This is a genomic window from Rhizosphaericola mali (genome assembly GCF_004337365.2).
GTDB classification, from domain to species: Bacteria; Bacteroidota; Bacteroidia; order Chitinophagales; family Chitinophagaceae; genus Rhizosphaericola; species Rhizosphaericola mali.
Window position 1 is genome coordinate 3,961,908 of record NZ_CP044016.1, and the last position, 21,697, is coordinate 3,983,604.

The 21,697-nt window shown below is 33.0% G+C and carries 16 protein-coding genes; 11 read left to right on the top strand and 5 right to left on the bottom strand.

Features of this window, described 5'->3' with window-relative positions; translation table 11 throughout:
- The first annotated feature begins 32 nt into the window (after positions 1-32).
- From E0W69_RS16945 to E0W69_RS16965, 5 genes are all read left to right on the top strand, one after another.
- Positions 33-581 carry a DUF1599 domain-containing protein gene (locus tag E0W69_RS16945; RefSeq protein ID WP_131331231.1) on the top strand — a complete coding sequence of 183 codons (549 nt, stop codon included), beginning with the start codon at positions 33-35 and terminating at the stop codon, positions 579-581.
- Complete coding sequence (locus E0W69_RS16950) at positions 565-1,686, top strand: BT_3928 family protein (protein WP_131331232.1); 1,122 nt, start codon at positions 565-567, stop codon at positions 1,684-1,686. Before E0W69_RS16945 ends, E0W69_RS16950 begins: the two co-directional genes overlap by 17 nt.
- Before the next feature lie 308 nt (positions 1,687-1,994).
- A complete protein-coding gene (locus E0W69_RS16955; protein WP_131331234.1) occupies positions 1,995-2,576 on the top strand; it encodes a Crp/Fnr family transcriptional regulator in 582 nt (193 codons plus the stop codon).
- A gap of 441 nt (positions 2,577-3,017) precedes the next feature.
- On the top strand, positions 3,018-3,554 hold the full coding sequence (locus tag E0W69_RS16960) for a hypothetical protein (RefSeq protein ID WP_131331235.1): 537 nt from the start codon (positions 3,018-3,020) through the stop codon (positions 3,552-3,554).
- 42 nt (positions 3,555-3,596) lie between these two features.
- Entirely contained in the window at positions 3,597-5,144 is a 1,548-nt protein-coding gene (locus E0W69_RS16965) for a T9SS type A sorting domain-containing protein (protein WP_131331236.1), read from the top strand.
- Between the two features lie 778 nt (positions 5,145-5,922).
- Here E0W69_RS16965 and E0W69_RS16970 read toward each other — a convergent pair.
- The 3 genes from E0W69_RS16970 to E0W69_RS16980 all read right to left on the bottom strand — a co-directional run bounded on the left by E0W69_RS16970 (position 5,923) and on the right by E0W69_RS16980 (position 11,231).
- Positions 5,923-8,217 carry a hypothetical protein gene (locus E0W69_RS16970; protein ID WP_131331237.1) on the bottom strand — a complete coding sequence of 765 codons (2,295 nt, stop codon included), beginning with the start codon at positions 8,215-8,217 and terminating at the stop codon, positions 5,923-5,925.
- 267 nt (positions 8,218-8,484) lie between these two features.
- On the bottom strand, positions 8,485-9,930 hold the full coding sequence (locus tag E0W69_RS16975) for a glycine--tRNA ligase (RefSeq protein ID WP_131331238.1): 1,446 nt from the start codon (positions 9,928-9,930) through the stop codon (positions 8,485-8,487).
- Positions 9,931-10,004: 74 nt separating this feature from the next.
- Positions 10,005-11,231: a glycosyltransferase family 4 protein gene (locus E0W69_RS16980; RefSeq protein ID WP_191967893.1), complete on the bottom strand. Its 1,227-nt coding sequence runs from the start codon at positions 11,229-11,231 to the stop codon at positions 10,005-10,007.
- A gap of 210 nt (positions 11,232-11,441) precedes the next feature.
- On the opposite strand from E0W69_RS16980, the gene metG reads away from it, so the two are divergent.
- From metG to E0W69_RS17000, 4 genes are all read left to right on the top strand, one after another.
- Entirely contained in the window at positions 11,442-13,571 is a 2,130-nt protein-coding gene (gene metG / locus E0W69_RS16985; RefSeq protein ID WP_131331242.1) for a methionine--tRNA ligase, read from the top strand.
- A 16-nt stretch (positions 13,572-13,587) separates the two neighbouring features.
- Positions 13,588-14,022: a YybH family protein gene (locus E0W69_RS16990; protein WP_131331244.1), complete on the top strand. Its 435-nt coding sequence runs from the start codon at positions 13,588-13,590 to the stop codon at positions 14,020-14,022.
- 128 nt (positions 14,023-14,150) lie between these two features.
- The gene (locus E0W69_RS16995; RefSeq protein WP_131331246.1) at positions 14,151-15,797 is read left to right on the top strand and encodes a pyruvate dehydrogenase complex dihydrolipoamide acetyltransferase; all 1,647 of its coding nucleotides are present in this window, start codon (positions 14,151-14,153) and stop codon (positions 15,795-15,797) included.
- Between the two features lie 119 nt (positions 15,798-15,916).
- Complete coding sequence (locus E0W69_RS17000; RefSeq protein WP_131331248.1) at positions 15,917-16,354, top strand: hypothetical protein; 438 nt, start codon at positions 15,917-15,919, stop codon at positions 16,352-16,354.
- 64 nt (positions 16,355-16,418) lie between these two features.
- Here the strand turns inward: E0W69_RS17000 and lnt are convergent, their stop codons facing one another.
- Entirely contained in the window at positions 16,419-17,993 is a 1,575-nt protein-coding gene (lnt, locus tag E0W69_RS17005; RefSeq protein WP_131331250.1) for an apolipoprotein N-acyltransferase, read from the bottom strand.
- Between the two features lie 120 nt (positions 17,994-18,113).
- The gene (locus tag E0W69_RS17010; protein WP_131331252.1) at positions 18,114-19,541 is read right to left on the bottom strand and encodes a T9SS type A sorting domain-containing protein; all 1,428 of its coding nucleotides are present in this window, start codon (positions 19,539-19,541) and stop codon (positions 18,114-18,116) included.
- A 294-nt stretch (positions 19,542-19,835) separates the two neighbouring features.
- Here E0W69_RS17010 and E0W69_RS17015 point away from each other — a divergent pair, with 294 nt between their 5' ends.
- Both E0W69_RS17015 and E0W69_RS17020 read left to right on the top strand, forming a co-directional pair.
- Positions 19,836-20,369 carry a 3-hydroxyacyl-ACP dehydratase FabZ family protein gene (locus tag E0W69_RS17015; RefSeq protein ID WP_131331253.1) on the top strand — a complete coding sequence of 178 codons (534 nt, stop codon included), beginning with the start codon at positions 19,836-19,838 and terminating at the stop codon, positions 20,367-20,369.
- Positions 20,370-20,378: 9 nt separating this feature from the next.
- A complete protein-coding gene (locus E0W69_RS17020; protein WP_131331255.1) occupies positions 20,379-21,689 on the top strand; it encodes a beta-ketoacyl synthase N-terminal-like domain-containing protein in 1,311 nt (436 codons plus the stop codon).
- Positions 21,690-21,697 lie beyond the last annotated feature (8 nt).

Consider the following 21,697-nt stretch of genomic DNA (forward strand, 5'->3'; position numbering starts at 1 on the left):
TTTTGCCTATTTTTGAAGCCCAAATATCGAAAATGAATACGTCAATCCAATACGATCAGATAATAAATAGTTGCAAAGAAGTCTTTTTGAAAAAAACAATTGACTACGGTACTTCGTGGCGCGTGTTGCGTACGATCTCCGTTGTAGATCAAATATTTATCAAAGCACAAAGAATACGCACCTTGCAATCGGCCACTGAGCAAATGGTCGCAGATGATATTCCATCCGAATTTTTAGGAATTATCAACTATGGAATCATTGGTTTGATTCAATTAAAGTTGAATAATCCGATTATTGAAGATCTTTCCAAAGAAAAAGCAGACGAACTATACTCTGAAGAAATCGCAACGGTAAAAAATACCATGCTTGCAAAAAACCATGATTATGGAGAAGCTTGGAGAGATATGAGTCAAGAAAGCTTCGCAGATCTGATTTTAGTTAAATTGTTAAGAGTTAAGCAAATATTAGCGAATGATGGTAAGACCTTAATAAGCGAAGGCATCGATGCTAATTATACAGATATTGTAAACTATGCGGTATTTGCATTGATAAAACTAAGTGAAAATGAAAAGAAAAATTAGTACGCAAAAGAACAAGAAAGGCATCACCATTATCCGCTGGATCATAGGATTGCTATTTATTTTTTCTGGTTTAATTAAGGCAAATGATCCACTCGGATTGAGCTACAAAATGCAAGAGTTTTTTGAAGCTTGGGGATGGACAGGATTGAATGATATTACTTTGGCATTGGCGTACCTGATGAATATTTTTGAAGTATTGGCAGGTGTCGCAGTTATTGTAGGATTCGCTATGCCATTGTTTAGTTGGCTGTTACTTTTATTGATGATTGCATTTGGATTTCTTACCGGTTATGCAACGCTTTCAGGTAAGTTTAAAAGTTGTGGTTGTTTTGGTGATTGTCTTCCCATTCCACCGATGGCATCTTTCTTAAAAGATGTACTATTGTTGATCCTTATCAGTATTGTATTTATATATAGAAATAAAATTCGCCCATTATTTAAATGGAAGCCCATTTCTATCGTTTTGCTATTAGCAACAGTTGTCGGCACCGTAATACTGCAACAATTTGTTTTGCATCATTTGCCTATAAGAGATTGTCTGCCTTATAAAGTAGGCAATAATTTATTGGTAGAAATGCAATTACCTAAAGATGCGAGACCTGACTCCACTGTAATTACATTCAAATACGCGCATAATGGAAAAACGGTAGAGTTTGATGCAGAGCATTTCCCTGATGATTTTAACGATTCTACTTATGAATATGTAGATCGCTATGACAAAGTTGTCAGAAAAGGAACTGGATTAGCTCCGATTAATGATTTTGTTTTGAATACAAAAGATGGCGCAGATACTACGAAAGAAGTATTGAGTAATCCGGGTAAATATGTGATGGTATTTACCCAAAATTTTGATCATTGGGATAAAGCAGCGTTCAATAGTGTTTTGCAATCTGCCAAAGCAAAGAGCTATCCAGTATTTGTTGTTTCTCCTAATTACAAACAAGCGTTATCACTTGTTCCTTCGGATGTAATCTTACTTGGTTTGGATGCCGTCGTTGTAAAGACGGCTGCTCGTGTGAATAGTACCTATTTCTTGATGCAAGGTGCAAATGTTTTGGAAAAGAAAAGCCATGAAGATGTGGCAAGTTTTATCAACGGATTTTAATATTCGAATACATCTATTTAAACGTTGATAATTATCAATATTTAAATAGATGTATTATCAATAAAATTAAAAGTTATAAGTGTAAATTTAACTATAAAAATGATATTTGTTAATGCTATTTATAAACACATGTTTTTCTACTGAGAAATATAGTCTTAGTAGTTTATTTATTGTGCCAAAACTTTATCATACTAAATGAAATTGACAATGAATATATAAAGTCTATAGCTAAATGAAAACAGAATCCTAATTAACCTTGAATCAATGGTCACTAATAATTTATTGTACCATACGCTTCACAATAAATTATGTTAAAATATTTATCCCTTCTAAAAGAAACTCCTATTCTATCGGATATGCCCATAGAAATTATTAAAACTTTTTTAGAAAATTCGAAATTAATAGAATTAAAAAAGAAGAGAATACTTTATTTGGAAGGTAGTACTGACGATAACATTTCCTTTTTGGCAAAAGGCGCAATAAGAGGGTACTCAATGCACAATAACAAAGAGATCGTGGATCTCTTTTACACTGATCAATCTTTTATAGCTAATGTCGATTTTATATTTTTAAATCTTCCAAGTAGATTGACCGTGGAAAGTATTACACCATGTGTACTTTTTTCATTTCCCAAAAAATTTGTTTTTGATATGCAAAATTGTAATGAAAAAATAAGATATAAAATATACGAAATTTTAGTAACCTATATTCGTATACATGATGATAGAGTTAAACTATTAACAACATACCCTATTGCGATTAAAAGCTATTTAAAATTTAAGGAAAGATTTGGGTTCTATGTTGAAAAATTCCCAAATAAAGATATTGCCTCCTATTTAGGCATAACTCCAGAAGCTCTCACTAGAATAAAAAAATCATTATCAGAATAAAATTTAAATATAGTATACTATTGCAAATCCGACTACAATAATTTACAATAATCAACTATACTATCTCCTTATCAATAAGACGAGAAATTATATATTTATACTTTGACTTGTATTTTTAAATAAACATACATCTGATTTATTCACTTCTAACATATAAACTAACCATAATCATTACGAAATAACTTTGGGTTGATTATAATCAATTCGCTTTAATACAATCATCAATTTATTAAAAAGGCGTAGATAAAAAAACAAGAAATTTATAAACCTTTGCTATTATAGTACAAGCTATATCATTCATTCGAATATATAACTTGTACTATAATAGCAATTTTATTTAGTTTTTCAATCTAGCCAGAACTTAGTTTGTTATGCATATTAAAACATAGGTTTATAAACTAATTGACCCAATGTAATTTTTTTAACTATAATACATTTTCTATGAAAAAAAACGTTCTACTCTTTTTAATTTTATTTATTTCGAAGTACTCTTTTTCTCAAGTTGGTATTGGCACAACAAGTCCACAAAGTAAATTGCATGTAGTTGGTGACGCCAGAATTACTAATATGGACGTTTATGATCCATTGACAGATAGTGTGGTTACAGTAAATAGTACCACTGGATTATTAACCAAAGCCGACCCTAAGAGGTTTTACAACACAATAGATCAGTCTGTAGTATTTAGAGGCACTGCAAGTGATTTTACGAATGATGGCTCAGAAGATGTAATATGGCTAGCTGGAGAAACGGGTAAAGTGCTTACTCTTATTACTCCAACACCAGCATTGATTAAGAGAGGTCGAATAACCTATATTGTTGCATCAGGAGGAGATGTAACTCTTGCAGGTCTGAAACCAACGATAAAAAATGGAACACAAATATCCATCCTTTCATCAGGAGAGCGAATTGCTATAGTCCCAGTTGACTATGCTGGCGGATATGGATGGTATGTAATTAATGCTTCCCAAGCATTATAATATTTGCGCGTATAATTTGTATTATATTTTTAACATTCAACTATGAAATCAATAATATTTATAATTACACTTTTATTTTTTTATTATCCTTCAGAAGCGCAAAATGTAATCAATAGCGATTTTTATATTAACAGTGGAACTACTGTTTCTTGCATTGCGACAAACACCTATATAGGTCCGGATGCTAACTTAGTAGTAAATGGAACATTATCTATGTGGACTAATGAATTATGGATTAGTCCTGAATTATCTTGTATCATAAGCGGAACTGGCGATCTAAACATAATGAATCCCAATGAATTTGGATTAAGTGAAACGACTACTCTTCTTGATGGCAACAATAAAAGTAACTATTTATCTATAGCCAAGCTAAGTATTCAAAATCCAAATGGAATTACACTATCAGATATTAGTGCCCCTATTTCAACATGGAATACCACATATAATAATAGCACTCTAAATTTGAATAAAATTCTCTCTTTGGATGTAGATGGTGGCAATATTTATTTGGGGACTAGTGCTATTGGAGATTTGAAATTTAGTTCTTCTGGAACCATACAGGGCTACAGTTCGACGAGAAAAATTGTTACGAATAATAAGATTTTAAGTCATATAGTGAAGGATCAATCCTCATCAGGTACATTTACCTATCCAATTGGTATCGCAAATGGAGACTATAATCCCGCAATTATCAATGGAGAAGGAACGTACAATGTAAGTTTAATTGATTATACACAAGATATAGGGTTGCCTGTTATCAATGTGCCAGACGAAGGAATAAATCGAACTTGGCATATTTTCGGAAATGAAAGTGCATCTTCTATTCAATTGACACATAATTCTACTTATAATGGAAGTCGATATGTAGAAAACAAATCTTTTATAGTACAGTATGCAAATGGCATGACTGGCTATTGGACCTATCCTGGATTAGTTGATTATGTTTCTTCTGGAGTTAATATAAGTACTCATTGGGGAGTTCTTATGGCATCAACTAGCACAATGAACTCTAGTTTTTATAGTAAGTCTAGTGATGCGACAAGCCCCTTACCAGTTAGACTTCTCAATTTTAGTGGGACATTGAATACAAATAATATATCATTGAACTGGAGTACAGCTTCTGAGATCAATAACAAAGGGTTTTATGTAGAGCGCAGTTCGAACGGTACTGATTTTCATTATCTTTCTTTTATAAATACTAAGGCGGTAAATGGAAATAGTGATAAGTTTATTAATTATGAGTATACGGATAACTATATTTTGGGGAATACTCTATATTATAGATTGAAACAAGTAGATTTTGATGGAAATATAGACTATAGTAACATTATTAGTTTATTAAACCCAAATCATCCTTCTTCTGTAAGAGTTTTTCCGAATCCCGCGTCTTCAACGATTAATGTATATAATACACATCCCGGATATAAAATACAGATCATTGATATGGCTGGTAAAATTTTAAAAATTGAAAATTCTAATGAATATAGTCAAAAGATAGATGTTTCAAAACTTGCCTCTGGTATATATTATCTTAGAATTTTAGATGAATCAGGAAAATCGTATTCAACAAATAAGTTTATTAAAAAATAAATATTTGCTTTGTATATCTATCTATATGATAAATAGAATACAAAGCAAAATTTGAGGAAACTATAGTTCTGGTCAAATGATACACAAATTGCCCATTCTTGTATATATATTCTTTTTATTTCTTTATCCCATACTCGTCAATATTTCATAGGTGATAGTTTTGATTTGAATGTTCCTATACTAGCAGATTTTTCCGAAAATTTATACTTGATCGTCTTCTTGTACATTTTCAATATCTGTAATATCTATCATCGCCATATAAATTATTTTCAATGATAGCCACTAGTTATTTGTTGATAATTATTACACTTGGAATGCTAATTATCATAATGTGACCTATATGTATGGATAAAAGCTTCCCGTTTCCATTGAGGTTAAACCTGTTTTTACCTATTTTTGAAGCCGAAATACAACTATTAATTAAATAATTGATAGTTGTAAATACGTTTTTTTGAAAAAAACAATGATTATGATATGTATTGTCATATGCTGAGGAAGGTTTCTGTTATGAATCAGATTTTTATAACAGTACAATGAATATGCACCTTTTAATCTACCAAAGCGAATGGCATACCTGTAATTGTCATTTTTCCCAATTTCACAAATTACATATCACTTGTTCCATCTGATATAATTTTACTTGGCTTAGATGCATTGGTAGTAAAGACGGCTGCTCGTGTGAATAGTACCTATTTCTTGATGCAAGCGCTGTTATTTTGGATAAAAAAAGCCATGAAGACGCACAAGCATTTATCAAAAATTTGAATAAAAAGTAAGTTTACAATTTAGTTTCTATAATTTTCTCATAATGAATTGGAGTACCATCAGCCTTGATACCTTCAATAACAACTAGTAATTTTTTAGCTAAAGCATTGTTATCGAAATGAATATCCATTATATTGTTGTCTTTGCTAAGAGTAATCCCAGGTTGCCAAAAAAGTGTCTTACGTCTATCTGAGACACTTTTTTCTTTGGCTACAGAAGATTGACCAAATGGAATATATGAGTTATAACCCAAAATCAATTGACCCCATTTATGCTTAAACCGTTCCTTTAAATTAGAGTCTGTATATTTTGCAGTGTAGATTAGAATTGTCTGAGGTTTGATACCTATTATCCTTATAAATCCTATTGTAGGTAATGATGTCATCATTCTAGCGGTCTCATAACTAATTTCCATTTCATCATAAAATATATGAGCATGTATATCAACATCTATCATCTTGCCTTTCAAAAAATCAACAATATTGTTATACATATATCGCATAGGGTCTTTATCTACATCTATATCTTTAACTCTTAATCCAACATTATCAAATCGCCTTTTCATGGATTCCGTCATATAAATATCTTTCACTGAATCTGCACGAGAACGCCATTGTCTTGTACTCACCGAAACATTTGGCAACATTTGGTGCCTTATATTTAAGGAATCTTTTTCCTCCTTATATAAATTAAGTTGTGCACGCAACTTTATTGTGTTCAAACTTCTTTGATATTTATTCGGTATATTATTATTTTTCCCAAAAATTTCTATTTTATTTTCAATATATGGGGATCGTTCAAATCCATGTGTTATAAGAAGTGTATCAATATTAAAAGTTAAGTCATCCTGCCCACCAGCTAATCCAATGTAACAACTATCAAAAATGATAAAGCCACTGTCTTTAAAGTGCCCTAGATCATCAAGTGAAAGTTTTAAACTATTATATTCTCCTTCATTTCTGATTATCAGGCGAACCTCATTTGGTAGTTTTCGCTTGCTAAATACTTGTCCAGAAAGATGAAAATAAGAGGAATCAAATGTATTTACTTTGCGTCTAAACGAAAGGGGTGTACAAAGCATAATATTATCTATTGCATTAAGTGTGGATGGTTTATTAGTTTGAAGCAAACTATCTTCAATATTCCTTCCCAATAATAACCATCCCATAAAATTTCTATTTTTAGTTACAAATGCCATATCTCTGATCGAGATTGATATAATTGCTGGCATTGAATCACGATATATTATTTGCAAGTTTTTTGCTTGCGCATTTGGGATAGAATTATTCACAATGTCTATTGGCGCAGGGTTGGTAATATTTGTATTTCCCGTAATGTAAACAGACCGAAATGCTAAAATCTCTCCTGATTCATCTGTTAGGCAAAGCTTCATTTCTCCACTTGGAAGATCAGAAAGATTAATTTTTATTCTTAAACTATCTTTTTTTTCCATATTAAATGAGGACTGAAACGCAGTATCCTTCCTCATGATACCTTTCAAAAATAAATGCTTAATCAAAAGGTCTTTTGTTTTATGCAGCATTATTGTAATTGAGTCGACATAAACATCTGTCTTCATTGCAATACCACTTTCCTTCACTGGATTGAGTTCTACATTTATGGAACTATCCATTGGTAGAGATAAATGATAGGATTTATTTTTTTGAGGTAGAAAAACAAAACTCCCATAATTATCTGTTTTTGTTGAAATCTTTTTCAAGGTATCATTTGATCCTTCTATTAAATAGATTTCGGTTGGGTGTACGCCTTCTATGTAATAACCTACCCGATTTTCCACACCTGCAATAAGATTTCCTCCTTCTGGAAATAGATCAAATTTGAATTGTGGTACAATTTGATAACCTAATATTGGGATATCTTCACGGAAGGAATGGCTGCTATCATTTTGAAGTATTTCATTTGTATATGCGACAATATGAAAACCATGTCCCTCATAATAATTAGGAACAACCCACTGTCCGGCCACAACGCTGTTAACAATTGGGTAGATTTGATGTGCTAATAGTTTATCTTTTTCGTCGAACCAATCAACATAAAAATTTTTTGTGCTAATTGTGGGTAATCCATTTGTTAATGTAAATCCTTGAAAATGAACCGTGTCTCCAGTTGAATACATACTATTGTCAAATTGCATATAGATATTATCTTCCGAAGTATTGTAAGTGGTATTAATATCAGAAATTACATTTTGACATTTACTACATAAGGGTAATATTTCAATTACCCCAATAAATATAATTAGGATTTTATACAGCTTTATATTGAATAAAATAGCAATTCTAATCATACATTAGAAATATAAAACGTATGTTTTGTAGTTGTTGTAAATGTGATAATTCTAATGCCTATTATCATTTCAAATTAATCAATTTCTTATGATTGATTTGGAAATTACATAATTTAAAAATTAAAATGCTTGAATTATTTAGGAAAATAGCACTACAAATACAATCTGCTAATATTGAACAAACTATATATAAATAAAAAACAATAGCAATTTAATAATTGCTATTGTTTTTTTTAGATGTTTAATCCAACTTATAAAAATTTACTATTATATAATTTCTGCCAAGATGATTTTTTTGATATCGGCAATAGCGATACGTTCCTGAGTCATAGAATCTCTGTGACGTATCGTAACCATATTATCCTCTTTTGTTTGATGATCGATTGTAATACAGAAAGGCGTACCAATCGCATCTTGACGGCGATAACGTTTACCAATCGCATCTTTTTCTTCGTAATAACAGCGGAAAGATCTTTTACAATCATCCAATATTCCTTTCGCAATTTCAGGCAAACCATCTTTTTTGGTTAATGGAAAAATGGCCAATTTGATGGGAGAGATTTTTGGAGAAATATGCAATACAACTCTTGAATCTGTACTTCCGTCTTCTTTGTTGATCGTTTGTTCTTCGTATGCGTTGGATAAAATTGCCAAAAACATGCGATCCAAACCAATAGAAGTTTCGATTACATAAGGAATATAACTTTGATTAATTTCTGGATCGAAATACATCATTTTTTTTCCGCTAAATTCCTGATGACGCTTAAGGTCAAAGTCCGTACGAGAGTGAATACCCTCTAATTCTTTGAAACCAAAGGAAAACTCATATTCAATATCTACCGCAGCATTCGCATAATGCGCCAATTTGATATGCGGAAGAAAATGTTCTTTTTCAGCTGGAATACCCAAACTTTGATGCCAAGCCAATCTTTCTGTTTTCCATTTTTCAAACCATTCCAATTCTGTTCCAGGACGTACGAAAAATTGCATTTCCATTTGTTCGAACTCTCTCATTCTGAAAATGAATTGACGTGCAACGATTTCATTTCTGAAAGCTTTACCCGTCTGAGCGATACCAAATGGAATTTTCATACGTGCACTTTTTTGCACGTTCAAAAAATTTACAAAAATACCTTGAGCCGTTTCTGGTCTTAAATACAATGTGTTAGTGGCATCAGCAACAGAACCGATTTCCGTTTTGAACATCAAATTGAACTGACGAATGTCTGTCCAATTTGTCGTACCGCTCACTTCACATTTGATATTATTGGTAACGATTAAGTCTTTTAAAGAAGCGAAATCCTCTTTTGCAAGCAATTGATTCATCTCTTCAACTAATTTGTCAGCTCTCTCTTTTTCTCCTTTTTCCGTCAATTTATCTGCAAACCCTTCTATTAGATGATCAACACGATAGCGCTTGTTACTGTCTTTATTGTCTATCATTGGATCACTGAAACTATCCACGTGACCACTCGCCTTCCAAGTCGTTGGATGCATAAATATGGCAGCATCCAAGCCGACAATATTGTCATGCATTTGCGTCATGGATTTCCACCAATAATCACGAATGTTCTTTTTTAATTCAGAACCATAAGGACCATAATCATAAACAGCACTTAAACCATCATAAATTTCGCTACTTGGAAATACAAAACCATATTCCTTCGCATGAGATATTATCGTCTGAAATGTATTTTCTTGTTTTTTGCTCATAGTGCGTACAAAGATAAACCACTAATAGAAAGAATATTAGTGGTTTAAAAAATTATTTCTGTTATTGTATGCAATTAATTCTGATGACTAGTATGGGCTTCAGATGCTGAATGCATTGGAGAACCATTTTCATTGAGGGTCAATGCATTATTTTTTTCGTACGTGGTCGTTTCCGCTTTGTCTTTTAATTTTAAAAAATACATATTTCTCTTCCTCAATGCAACTAATAATAAACCAACTGCCATAAATAATTGGAATAAAATGATCAATGTTGCATTCATATCCATCATAGAAAAGACTACAGTTACAAAAACAAAAAACAAACTTGTTAATACTAAGGTAATGCAAATTTGATTTGCGTTCATTCCGCTATCTCCTAATATATGATGAATATGTCTCCTATCTGGCTTGAACGGAGAGGTTTTATGTATAATTCTAGTTGTAAAAACTCTAAATGTATCAAATACAGGAACCATAACCATTGCTAAAGCTAAAGCCAAATGCTCTTTTCCTGCATAATAAGATAAAGGAGTGCCATTTCGATGCAAATTTGTCTCTTCCACAATAGCAACAGACAAGATACAAATTAAGAAACCTAAAATCAAGGATCCTGTATCTCCCATAAAAATACGAGCTGGATTTTTATTGTATTTCAAAAATCCAAGGATCGCACCAGAAATTGTGAAAGATGCTAATGCATAACCTTGATCACCCATATAACCAAAATACACACCTAATAATAGTGTATCTGTCAAACAAAGGCTTCCACATAAACCATCTACTCCATCAATTAAATTGTAGGCATTAGTTACGAATGTTATTCCAATTGTTGTTAAAATAATACTCAACCAATTAGGTAAATCATGTATACCTAAAAATCCATGCAAATTACCAATTCTAATACCAGCAAAATAGACAACTAAAAATGAAGCAATAAATTGAGCAGCAAATTTACTTTTAGGAGAAATTGCCACCACATCATCTTTTAAACCCGTAACAAACAATAAAAATGATCCAGCAACAACGAAATTCCAATGTGGAAAAAAATTATCTAAATCAAATACAGATGTGACAAATATAATCGCAGAATACATTGCCAAGCCACCGAAACTCGGTGTAACTTTTTTATGTTTTTTTCTAAAATCAGGTTTATCAACCAATCGCTTTTTCAAGGCAACTAATAAAATCCCAGGAATTGCATAAACAACAATCATAAATGCACACAACATTGCCAGTAGGTAAACAAAAGAGTCACCTAATGGAACATTAAAAATATTTGTAAATAATAGATGGGTGTTCATATTTTTTAAAGGGCAAAATAACAGATGATTATAATAATTAACATTCTTATTCGGGTCCTTTAATTTATAACTGCAAATGCTAAATATTATTGTTAAATATTTTAAAATAGGTAAAAAATAACATGAAAATCTTTTATTCATTGATTTTGGTATCCTTTTTTGTTTAAAGTACTTTTGCCTATTCCTTTAATTTTCGATATTTGATTATATATGAGTAACTCAGTAAAGCGGTTTTTGATAACTGCGGCTCTACCTTATGCCAATGGATTAAAACATATTGGACATTTGGCAGGCGCTTATCTTCCCGCAGACATTTATGTACGTTATTTGCGTGCACAAAAAAAAGAAGTGGTTTTTGTATGCGGAAGTGATGAGCATGGAACGGCTATTCCTATTCAGGCAAAAAAGGAAGGCACAACCCCAAGAGCTATTATAGATAAATATCACCCTATTATCAAGCAGAATTTTGAAGATTTAGGTATTTCATTTGATATCTATTCTCGTACGTCTGATCCAATCCATCACGAAACAGCACAAGCTTTTTTCAAACAATTGAATGATCATGGCGATTTGGAAATTTTAGAAAGCGAGCAATATTTCGATGAAGAAGCAAATACATTTCTTGCTGACAGGTATATAAAAGGAACATGCCCAAATTGCGGCTTCCCAGAAGCCTATGGTGATCAATGTGAAAAATGTGGTACTTCTTTAAGTCCAGAACAATTGATCAAACCATTTAGCACAATTAGCGGTAAAACTCCGATCAAGAAAGCAACAAAACATTGGTACCTTCCACTTAACAAACATGAAGACTGGTTAAGAGAATGGATTTTGGAAAAACATAAGAATGATTGGAAGCCAAGCGTTGTTGGTCAATGTAAAAGTTGGCTAGATGGAGGTTTGCAACCACGTGCCGTTACACGCGATTTAGATTGGGGTGTAAAAGTGCCTGTTGAAGGTGCCGAGGGAAAAGTTTTATACGTATGGTTTGATGCACCGATCGGATATATAAGTGCGACAAAACAATGGGCATTAGATAATAATAAAGATTGGAAGCCTTATTGGGAAGATAAAAATACCAAATTAGTTCACTTTATCGGGAAGGATAATATTGTATTTCACTGTTTGATATTTCCAACCATGCTTAAGTTGCATGGTAATATTCTACCCGAAAATGTTCCTGCAAATGAATTTGTCAATTTAGAAGGGGAAAAAATGAGTACCAGCCGCAACTGGAAACTCGAAATGCAAGATTATATCGATGATTTTATCAAAAAAGAAAATGGTGGCAGCCAGATGGCGGACGTTTTGAGATATTATCTTTGTTCCATTTTGCCAGAATCCAAAGACAGCGAATTTACATGGAAAGGTTTTCAAGATGCCAACAATAGTGAATTGGTGAGCATTTTTGGAAATTTTGTCAATCGCACATTTGTATTGATGCACAAATTGTGTGGGGGAAAAGTACCTCCATTAAATGCGCGAGAATTGGATGAGATTGATGAAACTTTGATTTCAGATATTGAAAATGCGAAGTTGAAGGTAGAAAATGCCATCGAGCAATATAAATTCCGTGAGGCACTGTTTGAAGTCATTGATTTGGCGCGCAAAGGCAACAAATACATGCAGGACAAACAACCTTGGATTGTTGCCAAAGAATTAGAAGTAAATCCTGAAAAGCAAAAATTGATTGACAATTGCTTACATCTTTGTCTGCAATTGACTGCAAATTTGGCTATTTTGATACATCCGTTTTTACCATTCACTGCAGAAAAATTGTGTCACATGATGAAAGTGGTACCTAAAATGCTCGAATGGAAAAATGCCGGCAGAATCAAATTGTTAAGCGTTGGTTACGCATTGCGTGCGCCAGAATTGTTATTTAGAAAAATTGAAAAAGAAGAAATTGATTTTCAATTAGATAAATTACACAAAGGAAAAATAAGGCCAACTACGTTTGCTCAAGAAAGTCCACTTCCAGCATCTAAACCAAAAGTAGAATCTGAAGTAAAATCAACCATTCAATTTGAAGATTTTGCAAAAATTGATTTGAAAGTTGGAACAATTTTGACCGCTGAAAAGGTAGAAAAAGCAGACAAGCTTTTGAAACTTTCTGTGGATATGGGCACGGAAACGCGTACCATTGTTTCGGGTATTGCGATGCATTTCCAACCGCAAGATATCATTAATAAACAAGTTGTTGTCGTTGCCAATCTTGCACCACGTAAGATGCGTGGAATTGAAAGCAACGGAATGATTTTAATGGCGGAAGATGTTGATGGCAAATTGCAATTTGTTAGTCCAAATGTTGTTATTAATAATGGAGCTGAAGTAAGATAATTTAATCCCAATATTCATGAAAAGAATTTCATTTTTACTGATTTATCTAAGTTTTTTGCAAATTTCATTTGCGCAAAAGCATAATGCTACGGCGGAAAAAGAAATTTTAAATACGTTGCATCGACAGCAAGATTTTTGGAATAAGGGAGATTTAGTTCATTTCATGGAAGGATATTGGAATAATGATAGTTTGGTTTTTATTGGTGGTTCAGGTCCCAATTATGGATATGAAGGAGCCCTGAAATCTTATCAAAAAACGTATCCGGACAAATCAAAAATGGGAATTTTACAATTTAGTAATATTCAATTGAAGCCTCTTGATAAAACACATTATTTGGTTATTGGGAAATGGGAATTAGAAAGAGCAACAGATCATCCAAGCGGTTACTATTCACTCATTTTCCAATGGATAGATCATAAATGGCTGATCATTTTGGATCATTCTAGTTAATGACTCAACAGAATAGATAGAGAAAACGTTAATAATATAATTTTAAGATTTTTTCTCGTAATTTCACGCCCGAATTTGGGTTATTGCATTGAACAATAGCAGTAATTGCTTTAAAACAATAATAATTTATGGCAGAAGTACTTTTAATGCCGCGTTTAAGCGACACGATGACAGAAGGCGTAATTGCTTCCTGGCAAAAAAAAGTAGGAGATACAGTTAAGAAAGGTGATGTACTCGCAGATATCGAAACCGATAAAGCGACTATGGAACTAGAAAGCTATCATGATGGTACTTTGTTATATATAGGTGTAGAAGAAGGTGGTAAATTAGCCGTTAATGATTTGATGGCGATTATTGGTAAAAGTGGAGAAGATATAACAGCAATTGTAAAAGAACATACAGGCAATGGTGCAGCAACTACTGAAGCCCCTAAAACAGAAGCTCCAGCAGAAAATAAACCAACTGAATCATCTGCTCCAGCTGTAGATATTTCCACGATGGAAGAGGTTGTATTAATGCCTCGTTTGAGTGATACGATGACAGAAGGTGTTATCGCTGCTTGGGATAAGGAAGTAGGAGATGAAGTAAAAAAAGGAGATATCCTTGCTGAAATAGAAACCGATAAAGCAACCATGGAACTAGAAAGTTACAAAGATGGCTTTCTTTTATATCAAGGTGCTAAACCTGGAGACAAAATTGCAGTTAATGAGTTATTAGCAATTATTGGTAAGAAAGGACAAGACATTTCAGCTATCCTTGCAGCAGCTAAATCTGGCGGAGCGCCTACAAGTGCTCCTGTAAAAGAGGAAACGCCTGCAGCGCCAGTTAAAGAAGAAAAAGTAGTTGCATCTTCAAGTGCTCCGGCACCTGTCGTTGTGAATGAAGGACGCATATTCGCCTCTCCTTTAGCTAAAAAAATTGCGGAAGATAAAGGTATTGATTTAAAATATGTACAAGGTTCTGGAGATAATGGTCGTATTGTAAAATCCGACATTGAAAATTTCCAACCGCAAACAGCTGCGACAACTGCCTCTCCTCAGGAAGTGAAAAAATCAGAGGCAACAGCTCCCGTATTTGTACCTGCAGGACAAGAATCTTATGATGAGATTCCTGTTACACAAATGAGAAAAGTAATTGCAAAACGTTTAGCGGAAAGCAAATTTACAAGTCCTCATTTCTACGTAACTATGGCGATTGATATGGATGCATGTGTAGCCGCAAGACCTAAATTAAATGGAAAAGATGCGAAAGTTAAAATTAGCTTCAACGATTTAGTTGTTAAAGCTGTAGCTGTTGCATTACGTGAACATCCAGAAGTAAATGGTGCTTGGTTAGGCGACAAAATTCGTTTGAATCATCATGTAAATATTGGTGTTGCTGTAGCCGTACCAGAAGGGTTGGTTGTACCGGTTATCAAATATGCGGATAGCATGTCTCTTACTCAGATTTCTTCTGCGGTTAAAACTTATGCAGTTAAAGCTAAGGATAAAAAATTGACTCCTGCAGAAATGGAAGGTAGCACATTCACTATCAGTAACCTAGGAATGTATGGTGTAGATCAATTTACAGGTATCATTAATCCGCCAAACGCTTGTATTCTTGCTGTTGGTGGTATTTCTCAAGAACCCGTGGTAAAAGACGGTCAGATCGTGGTTGGTAATGTAATGAAAGTAACATTGAGCAGTGACCACAGAATTGTAGATGGTGCAAAAGCCGCAGAATTCTTACAAACTTTGAAAGGTTTATTAGAAGAGCCTTTGAGATTATTATTATAATAACAACTTATCAGTTATAAAAAAAGGAAAGGACGTCAATGCATTGACGTCCTTTCCTTTTTTTATATAATTTTTGTCGCAAATTTCCGTTTAGTTAAGAAACTATTTAAAACGCAGAAATGAAATTAATTCAACGCCAACCTAAAAGATTTAACCTTATAACTATTTGTTCTATTTTATTGGTAGTCACTTATTTTTTGCCTTGGATAATCGTAGATTTTTTAAAAATTCATTTTACTGGGCTTTCTATTAGTACATCTTATAAAAACTTTGATTTTTTAAAAAAGAATACTTATTTGAATATTTCTTATTTATTATGGGGTATTCCTCTTTTGTCTCTTTTACATATTGGAGCTGATATCTTCGGATTTAAAGGTTGGTTTTTGAGACTTGATTTTTTAGCTGGCATCGCGGCCGTTGTTATAACTTATATTATTTTAAGGTATATTGACAAAGAAGGTCCGACGGCATTAGTATATGGTTATTATTGCAGTGCAATAATTTCATTTATTGGGGGTTTATTAGGTTTGCTTAAATATTTGAAAGAAAAGAAATAAAATTTCTTATAAAATTAAAATAAGGTAACTAGCTATTGTCGTTACCTCATTTTAATTTTTCTATTTATTTATAATTTTTGATAACTTTTATATTCCAAATCGAAATGGAAATGAAAAGTAAGAAACTGAAGATTACTAGATAATTAGACATAATTAGGGATGAGGGTAAAAAAGAATTAGGTGATATATCAACCATTATAGTCTTTGGCCCATCATTGTTTTCCATTACTTCTATTTCCCCTGTTGATTTGATAATACCACAGTAACCGTTATTGTTATTTACAACAACATCTTTTCTTGTCTCTACAGCTCGCATTCTATCATAATAAAAATGTTGACGCGACAAATAGGTCTGGGCAAACCAGCCATCATTCCCTGGATTTATGAGAAAATTAGCGCCTTCTTTAACAGAAGACCAAGATGGATCAGTTATTACAGATTCATTGCAGAGCATCATGCCAGCTTTTCCTACAGGCGTATTTAAAGGCTTATCGCTTACACCCTCTTTATATTGGATATTTCCATAGTAAAAAAAAGGCATTGTAATTCCCAAAAATGGTTTTTCTGCAAGACTAAGCGCCACTCTTTTGTCATATCTTCCTAGTACTTTTTTTCCAGGAGCTATACTATATATGGAATTAAGGAGTACGTTTTTTGCATAAACCGTATTGACGCCAATGAGATTGGTCATACCTGAAGGGCTAGATAAACTATCTACAAAATTGATAAAATTATCGTCAGGATCATAGGTCCAGGGAATAGCCGTTTCTGTCCAAATGCCTAATCGTGCTTGATTTTTTATTGCCACCTGTGTCAACGCAAATAATTGTTTAGCCACAAGATCTCCATTTGTGGAATTCCAACTTTCATCAGGTAATAAATTTTCACAAATAATAGCTGCTTTAAAACTGGAATCTTTTTTAGGATTATTGACAAGATTTTGTTGATAATTATTCAAAATTAATGCGCCCCACGCTAAATAAATCAGAATACATACAAAAGTGATCACTAACAATTTCCACTTTTTTACTTTTATAAATTCTGCTACTAAATAATTCAACATGGCCCCAAAAAATGTAATTATATATGGTCCAAATATAGACGCGGGTTGAATTGCATAAAGATTTGTTGATGCCGGGATATAATTCAAATAAAGACAGGTCGCAAAACTACGACCAATATGTTCCATACTCCAATCTAACAAGACCCCGAAACAACCTCCAGCAATAGCAGCCCATATCCAATAACTTTTGTAATGACGATTTTTAGGAAGTAAGTAGTAATAAACTAAACCTACAAGGCTCGTGTATAAACTAAAAAATATGGCGAACGCAATAATTAACCCTATACCAAATAAATAACCAGTTTTAGAATAATTGGCGACGCTGTTAATCAACCAATTAAAATTAATTACGGATGCTGTCACTCCAAAAATAACTGCTCTTGTCAAAATTTGCCTTTTCGTAGCATCAAGGCATAGATAAAAGATTGGAACTAAAATCAACCAATTAAAAGGTGTAGAAATCATTTGAATGCCAAATGTGATTGGTATTGCGGCTAAGGCAGCGAGCCAATTCATTTTTCTGTTATGTTTTTTTGCAAATGCAACTTGGTCTATTTTGGGTAATTTTTTTTTCAATGTAATCTTTCAATTGGTTAAAAATGTAATAGGATAATTGATAATTCTTATAACAAACTATAAACGCAAACACTCTCAATAAATTTGAGAGTGTTTGAAAAATAATATGAATAGTAACTATTATTTCTTTACGAATTTCTTAAATACCGGAACTCCAGCATTATTACTTGTTTTAATAACATAAATACCGGAACGAAGATTACTTGCATCAATAGGCATTAGTGATGCAGATACTTTACCAGATTTAACCAATTGTCCAGACATACTATAGATTGAATAATCAGCACCTACTAATGCATTATTTAAATTTACACTAGTAATAACAGGGTTAGGAGCAACCATAACATCTGAACTAGTAGTACCTAAAAATAAACTTTGAATCGTACTATAATTCGAGGTGCCATCTAGATCCACTTGGTTCAATCTGTAATACACCGCACCTGTACCTGGCGTTGCATCAGTATAACTATAATTTAATATATTATTACTTGTACCGCCTGATGCAAAAGACCCTACAAATCCTAGGCTATTAAAGGTCTTACCGTCGTTACTTCTTTGAATATAAAAACCCTTGTTGTTTATCTCGGATGCAGTTTCCCAATTTAATTGCACACTATTTCCTTCTTTCTTAGCAATAAATGAAGTCAACTTTATTGGTAATACAGATGCAGGAGTTAGAAACTGACCTTGTAAATACGGAGTTGCTGTTCCTGACAAATTATACCCTCCAGTTCCTGATGATGAATAGGTTCCACCTGTACCTGTAAATGGAACACTTAAATTAATTCTCACATCATAAAGTGTATTTGCTTCCACACCTTTCAAAAATACAATACTTGCTTCCACTTCTGTTCCCAAATTCAGATACGTTTGAGAATTCATTGAAGTAGATGTTGTATATGATGAATTAGTAACAAAACTCCCTTGGCTTATAACATTCACGTCTCCTATAGTATAACCCAAATCACCAACATTTGTGGATGAACTTTCTGTACTAAAAAATTTACCCCCTAAGTAATAATATGGATTAGCTGGCCGTGTCCCTACCGCATTTGTTACTCCATACTTTGGCAAGACAATCATATTAGCAGTTTCGCTATTTCCAATAATCGTTCTGTTGCTAATATAAGCAGAAGGAGCAACCCTCATTACTGCAGTATCGCTACTTGTGGTTGGAACTAATCGCCAATTTGTAGCAGTTGACTTTTTGTAATAAGTCGTAAACTGAATTGGGTTATTTAAGACGAAGGAATTTATGTATGCAGGTGTCAAACCTGATCCATATGTAACGGTCACTGCCATATTTACGCCAATTCTTATTCTATACACCTTATCTTGAATTACATCAGGAATCAACGCTTGATTTAAACTAGTCAACCAAGAACCATCCCTAGCCCCTAAGGTATTAACATCACTACTCCATCTATATGCTTGACCAGTAGTGGTTACAATCGGAGCATTAGGACTAGCGGAGAGAATATTAGTCAGAAATAAAAAAATCGCACTAGAACATACCAGCAATCTTAAAATGTGTAAATATTTTTTCATAGAAATAGATTAAAATTTATACTAATCAATTAGTTAGGTGTTGATTAGTGCTTATTCAGGTTAAAAATTTGTATAAAGTTAAATTAAAACGCAATTAGAGCAAAACAATTGTTTCTTTTATTCATGACAATTGTTAATTTTTTCAAAAAAATAACAAAGAATATATTTTTCATAAACGTCTCTCATATTTAATAATATTCTTGGGTATTATATCGTTACTATTATCCTTTCCAGTTTATTTTATTTCAGTTAATTTCGGATTGGATTTCTCCCTTACCGTAAAGTTTCTAACAAATGAATCTAGATAGACAAATTACAACCACAGATATCTTATCCTATTTCCCCATACAACCACCATTTAGATTTATCAATACTATTGATGAAGTGAATGCCCAGCAGATTATTGGATCATATACATTTTCAGAAGATGAATACTTTTTTAAAGGACATTTTCCTAATAATCCAATTGTCCCAGGATCTATATTGCAAGAGTCTGCTGCCCAGATAGGGCTTGTTGCTTTTGGTATGTATTTGTTAGGTAATCGTATTGATTCTTTATTTGACATAGACAATACACAACTGCCCAATGAATTAGCTATTGTCCCAGGAATTGTTATAGAGAATTATGTTATACGTTTTTATTTAACCTCTTCCGAACTAAAATTTAAGAAAATTGTACAGCCTAGTGATACTATTCATGTACATGCAGAAAAGATATTTTTTCGTTTGAATAAATTAAAGTGCGGTATCGAAATTAAAAATGAAGCTGATCAAATAATTTGTAAAGGTATAATGTCCGGAATGGTACATGTTTCGATTTTAAAGTAAGAATGACATATGCAAGATAGACGAGTCGTTATAACAGGGATTGGAGTTGTGGCACCAAACGGAGTCAATAAATCTTTATTTTTAGATGCATTAAAAAAGGGCAAAACAAATTTTAAGAAAATATCAAACGCTTCCAAGTTAGGATTAGGATGTGAATATGCAGCAATACCAGAACTTTCACAAGAGGCAATAGATAATTTTTGCAAAAAATATAGATTAGTAAAAATACGAAGTAGCGCAGTAATTTATGGATGTATGGCAGGAATGGAAGCTTGGTTGGACGCGGGATTAGAAGTATCTGAAAAAAGTACCGGAGAGCCGCTTTGGAACGCTGGCTGTATTTTTAATTCTAGCTGTGGAGGAGTAGAAGCATTTGCATACAATTATAAATTGGCAAAAGCTGGTGATTTCAAAAAAATGGGAGGCCGAGTAGCGCAGCAAGCGATGAATAGTGGCATTAGCGCATATATGGGAGGTATATTAGGATTGGGAAATCAAGTCACAACGTATGCATCAGAATCTAATTCTGGTACTGAATCTATTATCAACGCTTACAATCGTATCAAATGGGGTTTAGGCGAGATTATGCTTGCAGGTAGTACAGAAAGCAGCAGTGAGTATGTTTTTGGACTATATGATACTACACAACGTGAGGATAACTCGCATACAACGATTGAGACAAAAAATCTTACTTCCGAGGAAATCGCCATGCATTGTTTTGAAGAAAATGCACCTGGAGGAATTTATGGGGCAGGAGCTGGAGCATTGGTTTTAGAAAGCTTAGAATCTGCAATCAATAGAGGTGCAAAAATATATGCAGAAATATTAGGAACAAATCTTAATTCTGGTGGCCAAAGAAACGATAAGGGATTACTTGGCTTAGATGAACATAGCTTGGAATACTGTATTAAAAATACTATTAAAAAGGCAAAAATAAATCCTGCTATAATCGATTTAGTTGCAGGATCCTATCCATCAGATGACTATTGCCAAAAGATTGAGTTTGCTGCAACCCGAAAAGCATTACAACTAACCAATAAATCATTACCTTATTTTAATACAACCAAGTCTTTGATTGGAGCATGCTTAGCAGCTTCTGGAGCAATCGAAGCAGTTGCTGCGATTTTGGAGTTGAATAATAATTTTATTCATGGTACTCCGAGGATTGGAGATATAAGTTTGGATATTTTGACTCATCTATCAGCATCTAAAATTCCTTCCAAAATGATAAGAAAAAAGGATTTATCAACAATCTTACATGTAAATTATGGGGTCGGTGACGTATATTCAAGTTATATTTTGAAAAAATGGAAAGCCTAATCTATTGG

What these genes read in the sequence shown, in the direction of transcription:
- E0W69_RS16950 (WP_131331232.1), top strand. Translation starts at nt 565, where the DNA reads ATGAAAAGAAAAATTAGTACGCAAAAGAACAAGAAAGGCATCACCATT.
- E0W69_RS16975 (WP_131331238.1), bottom strand. Translation starts at nt 9,930, where the DNA reads ATGAGCAAAAAACAAGAAAATACATTTCAGACGATAATATCTCATGCG.
- E0W69_RS17015 (WP_131331253.1), top strand. Translation starts at nt 19,836, where the DNA reads ATGAATCTAGATAGACAAATTACAACCACAGATATCTTATCCTATTTC.
- E0W69_RS16945 (WP_131331231.1), top strand. Translation starts at nt 33, where the DNA reads ATGAATACGTCAATCCAATACGATCAGATAATAAATAGTTGCAAAGAA.
- metG (WP_131331242.1), top strand. Translation starts at nt 11,442, where the DNA reads ATGAGTAACTCAGTAAAGCGGTTTTTGATAACTGCGGCTCTACCTTAT.
- E0W69_RS17010 (WP_131331252.1), bottom strand. Translation starts at nt 19,541, where the DNA reads ATGAAAAAATATTTACACATTTTAAGATTGCTGGTATGTTCTAGTGCG.
- E0W69_RS16980 (WP_191967893.1), bottom strand. Translation starts at nt 11,231, where the DNA reads ATGAACACCCATCTATTATTTACAAATATTTTTAATGTTCCATTAGGT.
- E0W69_RS17020 (WP_131331255.1), top strand. Translation starts at nt 20,379, where the DNA reads ATGCAAGATAGACGAGTCGTTATAACAGGGATTGGAGTTGTGGCACCA.
- E0W69_RS16995 (WP_131331246.1), top strand. Translation starts at nt 14,151, where the DNA reads ATGGCAGAAGTACTTTTAATGCCGCGTTTAAGCGACACGATGACAGAA.
- E0W69_RS16960 (WP_131331235.1), top strand. Translation starts at nt 3,018, where the DNA reads ATGAAAAAAAACGTTCTACTCTTTTTAATTTTATTTATTTCGAAGTAC.
- E0W69_RS17000 (WP_131331248.1), top strand. Translation starts at nt 15,917, where the DNA reads ATGAAATTAATTCAACGCCAACCTAAAAGATTTAACCTTATAACTATT.
- E0W69_RS16965 (WP_131331236.1), top strand. Translation starts at nt 3,597, where the DNA reads ATGAAATCAATAATATTTATAATTACACTTTTATTTTTTTATTATCCT.
- E0W69_RS16990 (WP_131331244.1), top strand. Translation starts at nt 13,588, where the DNA reads ATGAAAAGAATTTCATTTTTACTGATTTATCTAAGTTTTTTGCAAATT.
- E0W69_RS16970 (WP_131331237.1), bottom strand. Translation starts at nt 8,217, where the DNA reads ATGATTAGAATTGCTATTTTATTCAATATAAAGCTGTATAAAATCCTA.
- E0W69_RS16955 (WP_131331234.1), top strand. Translation starts at nt 1,995, where the DNA reads ATGTTAAAATATTTATCCCTTCTAAAAGAAACTCCTATTCTATCGGAT.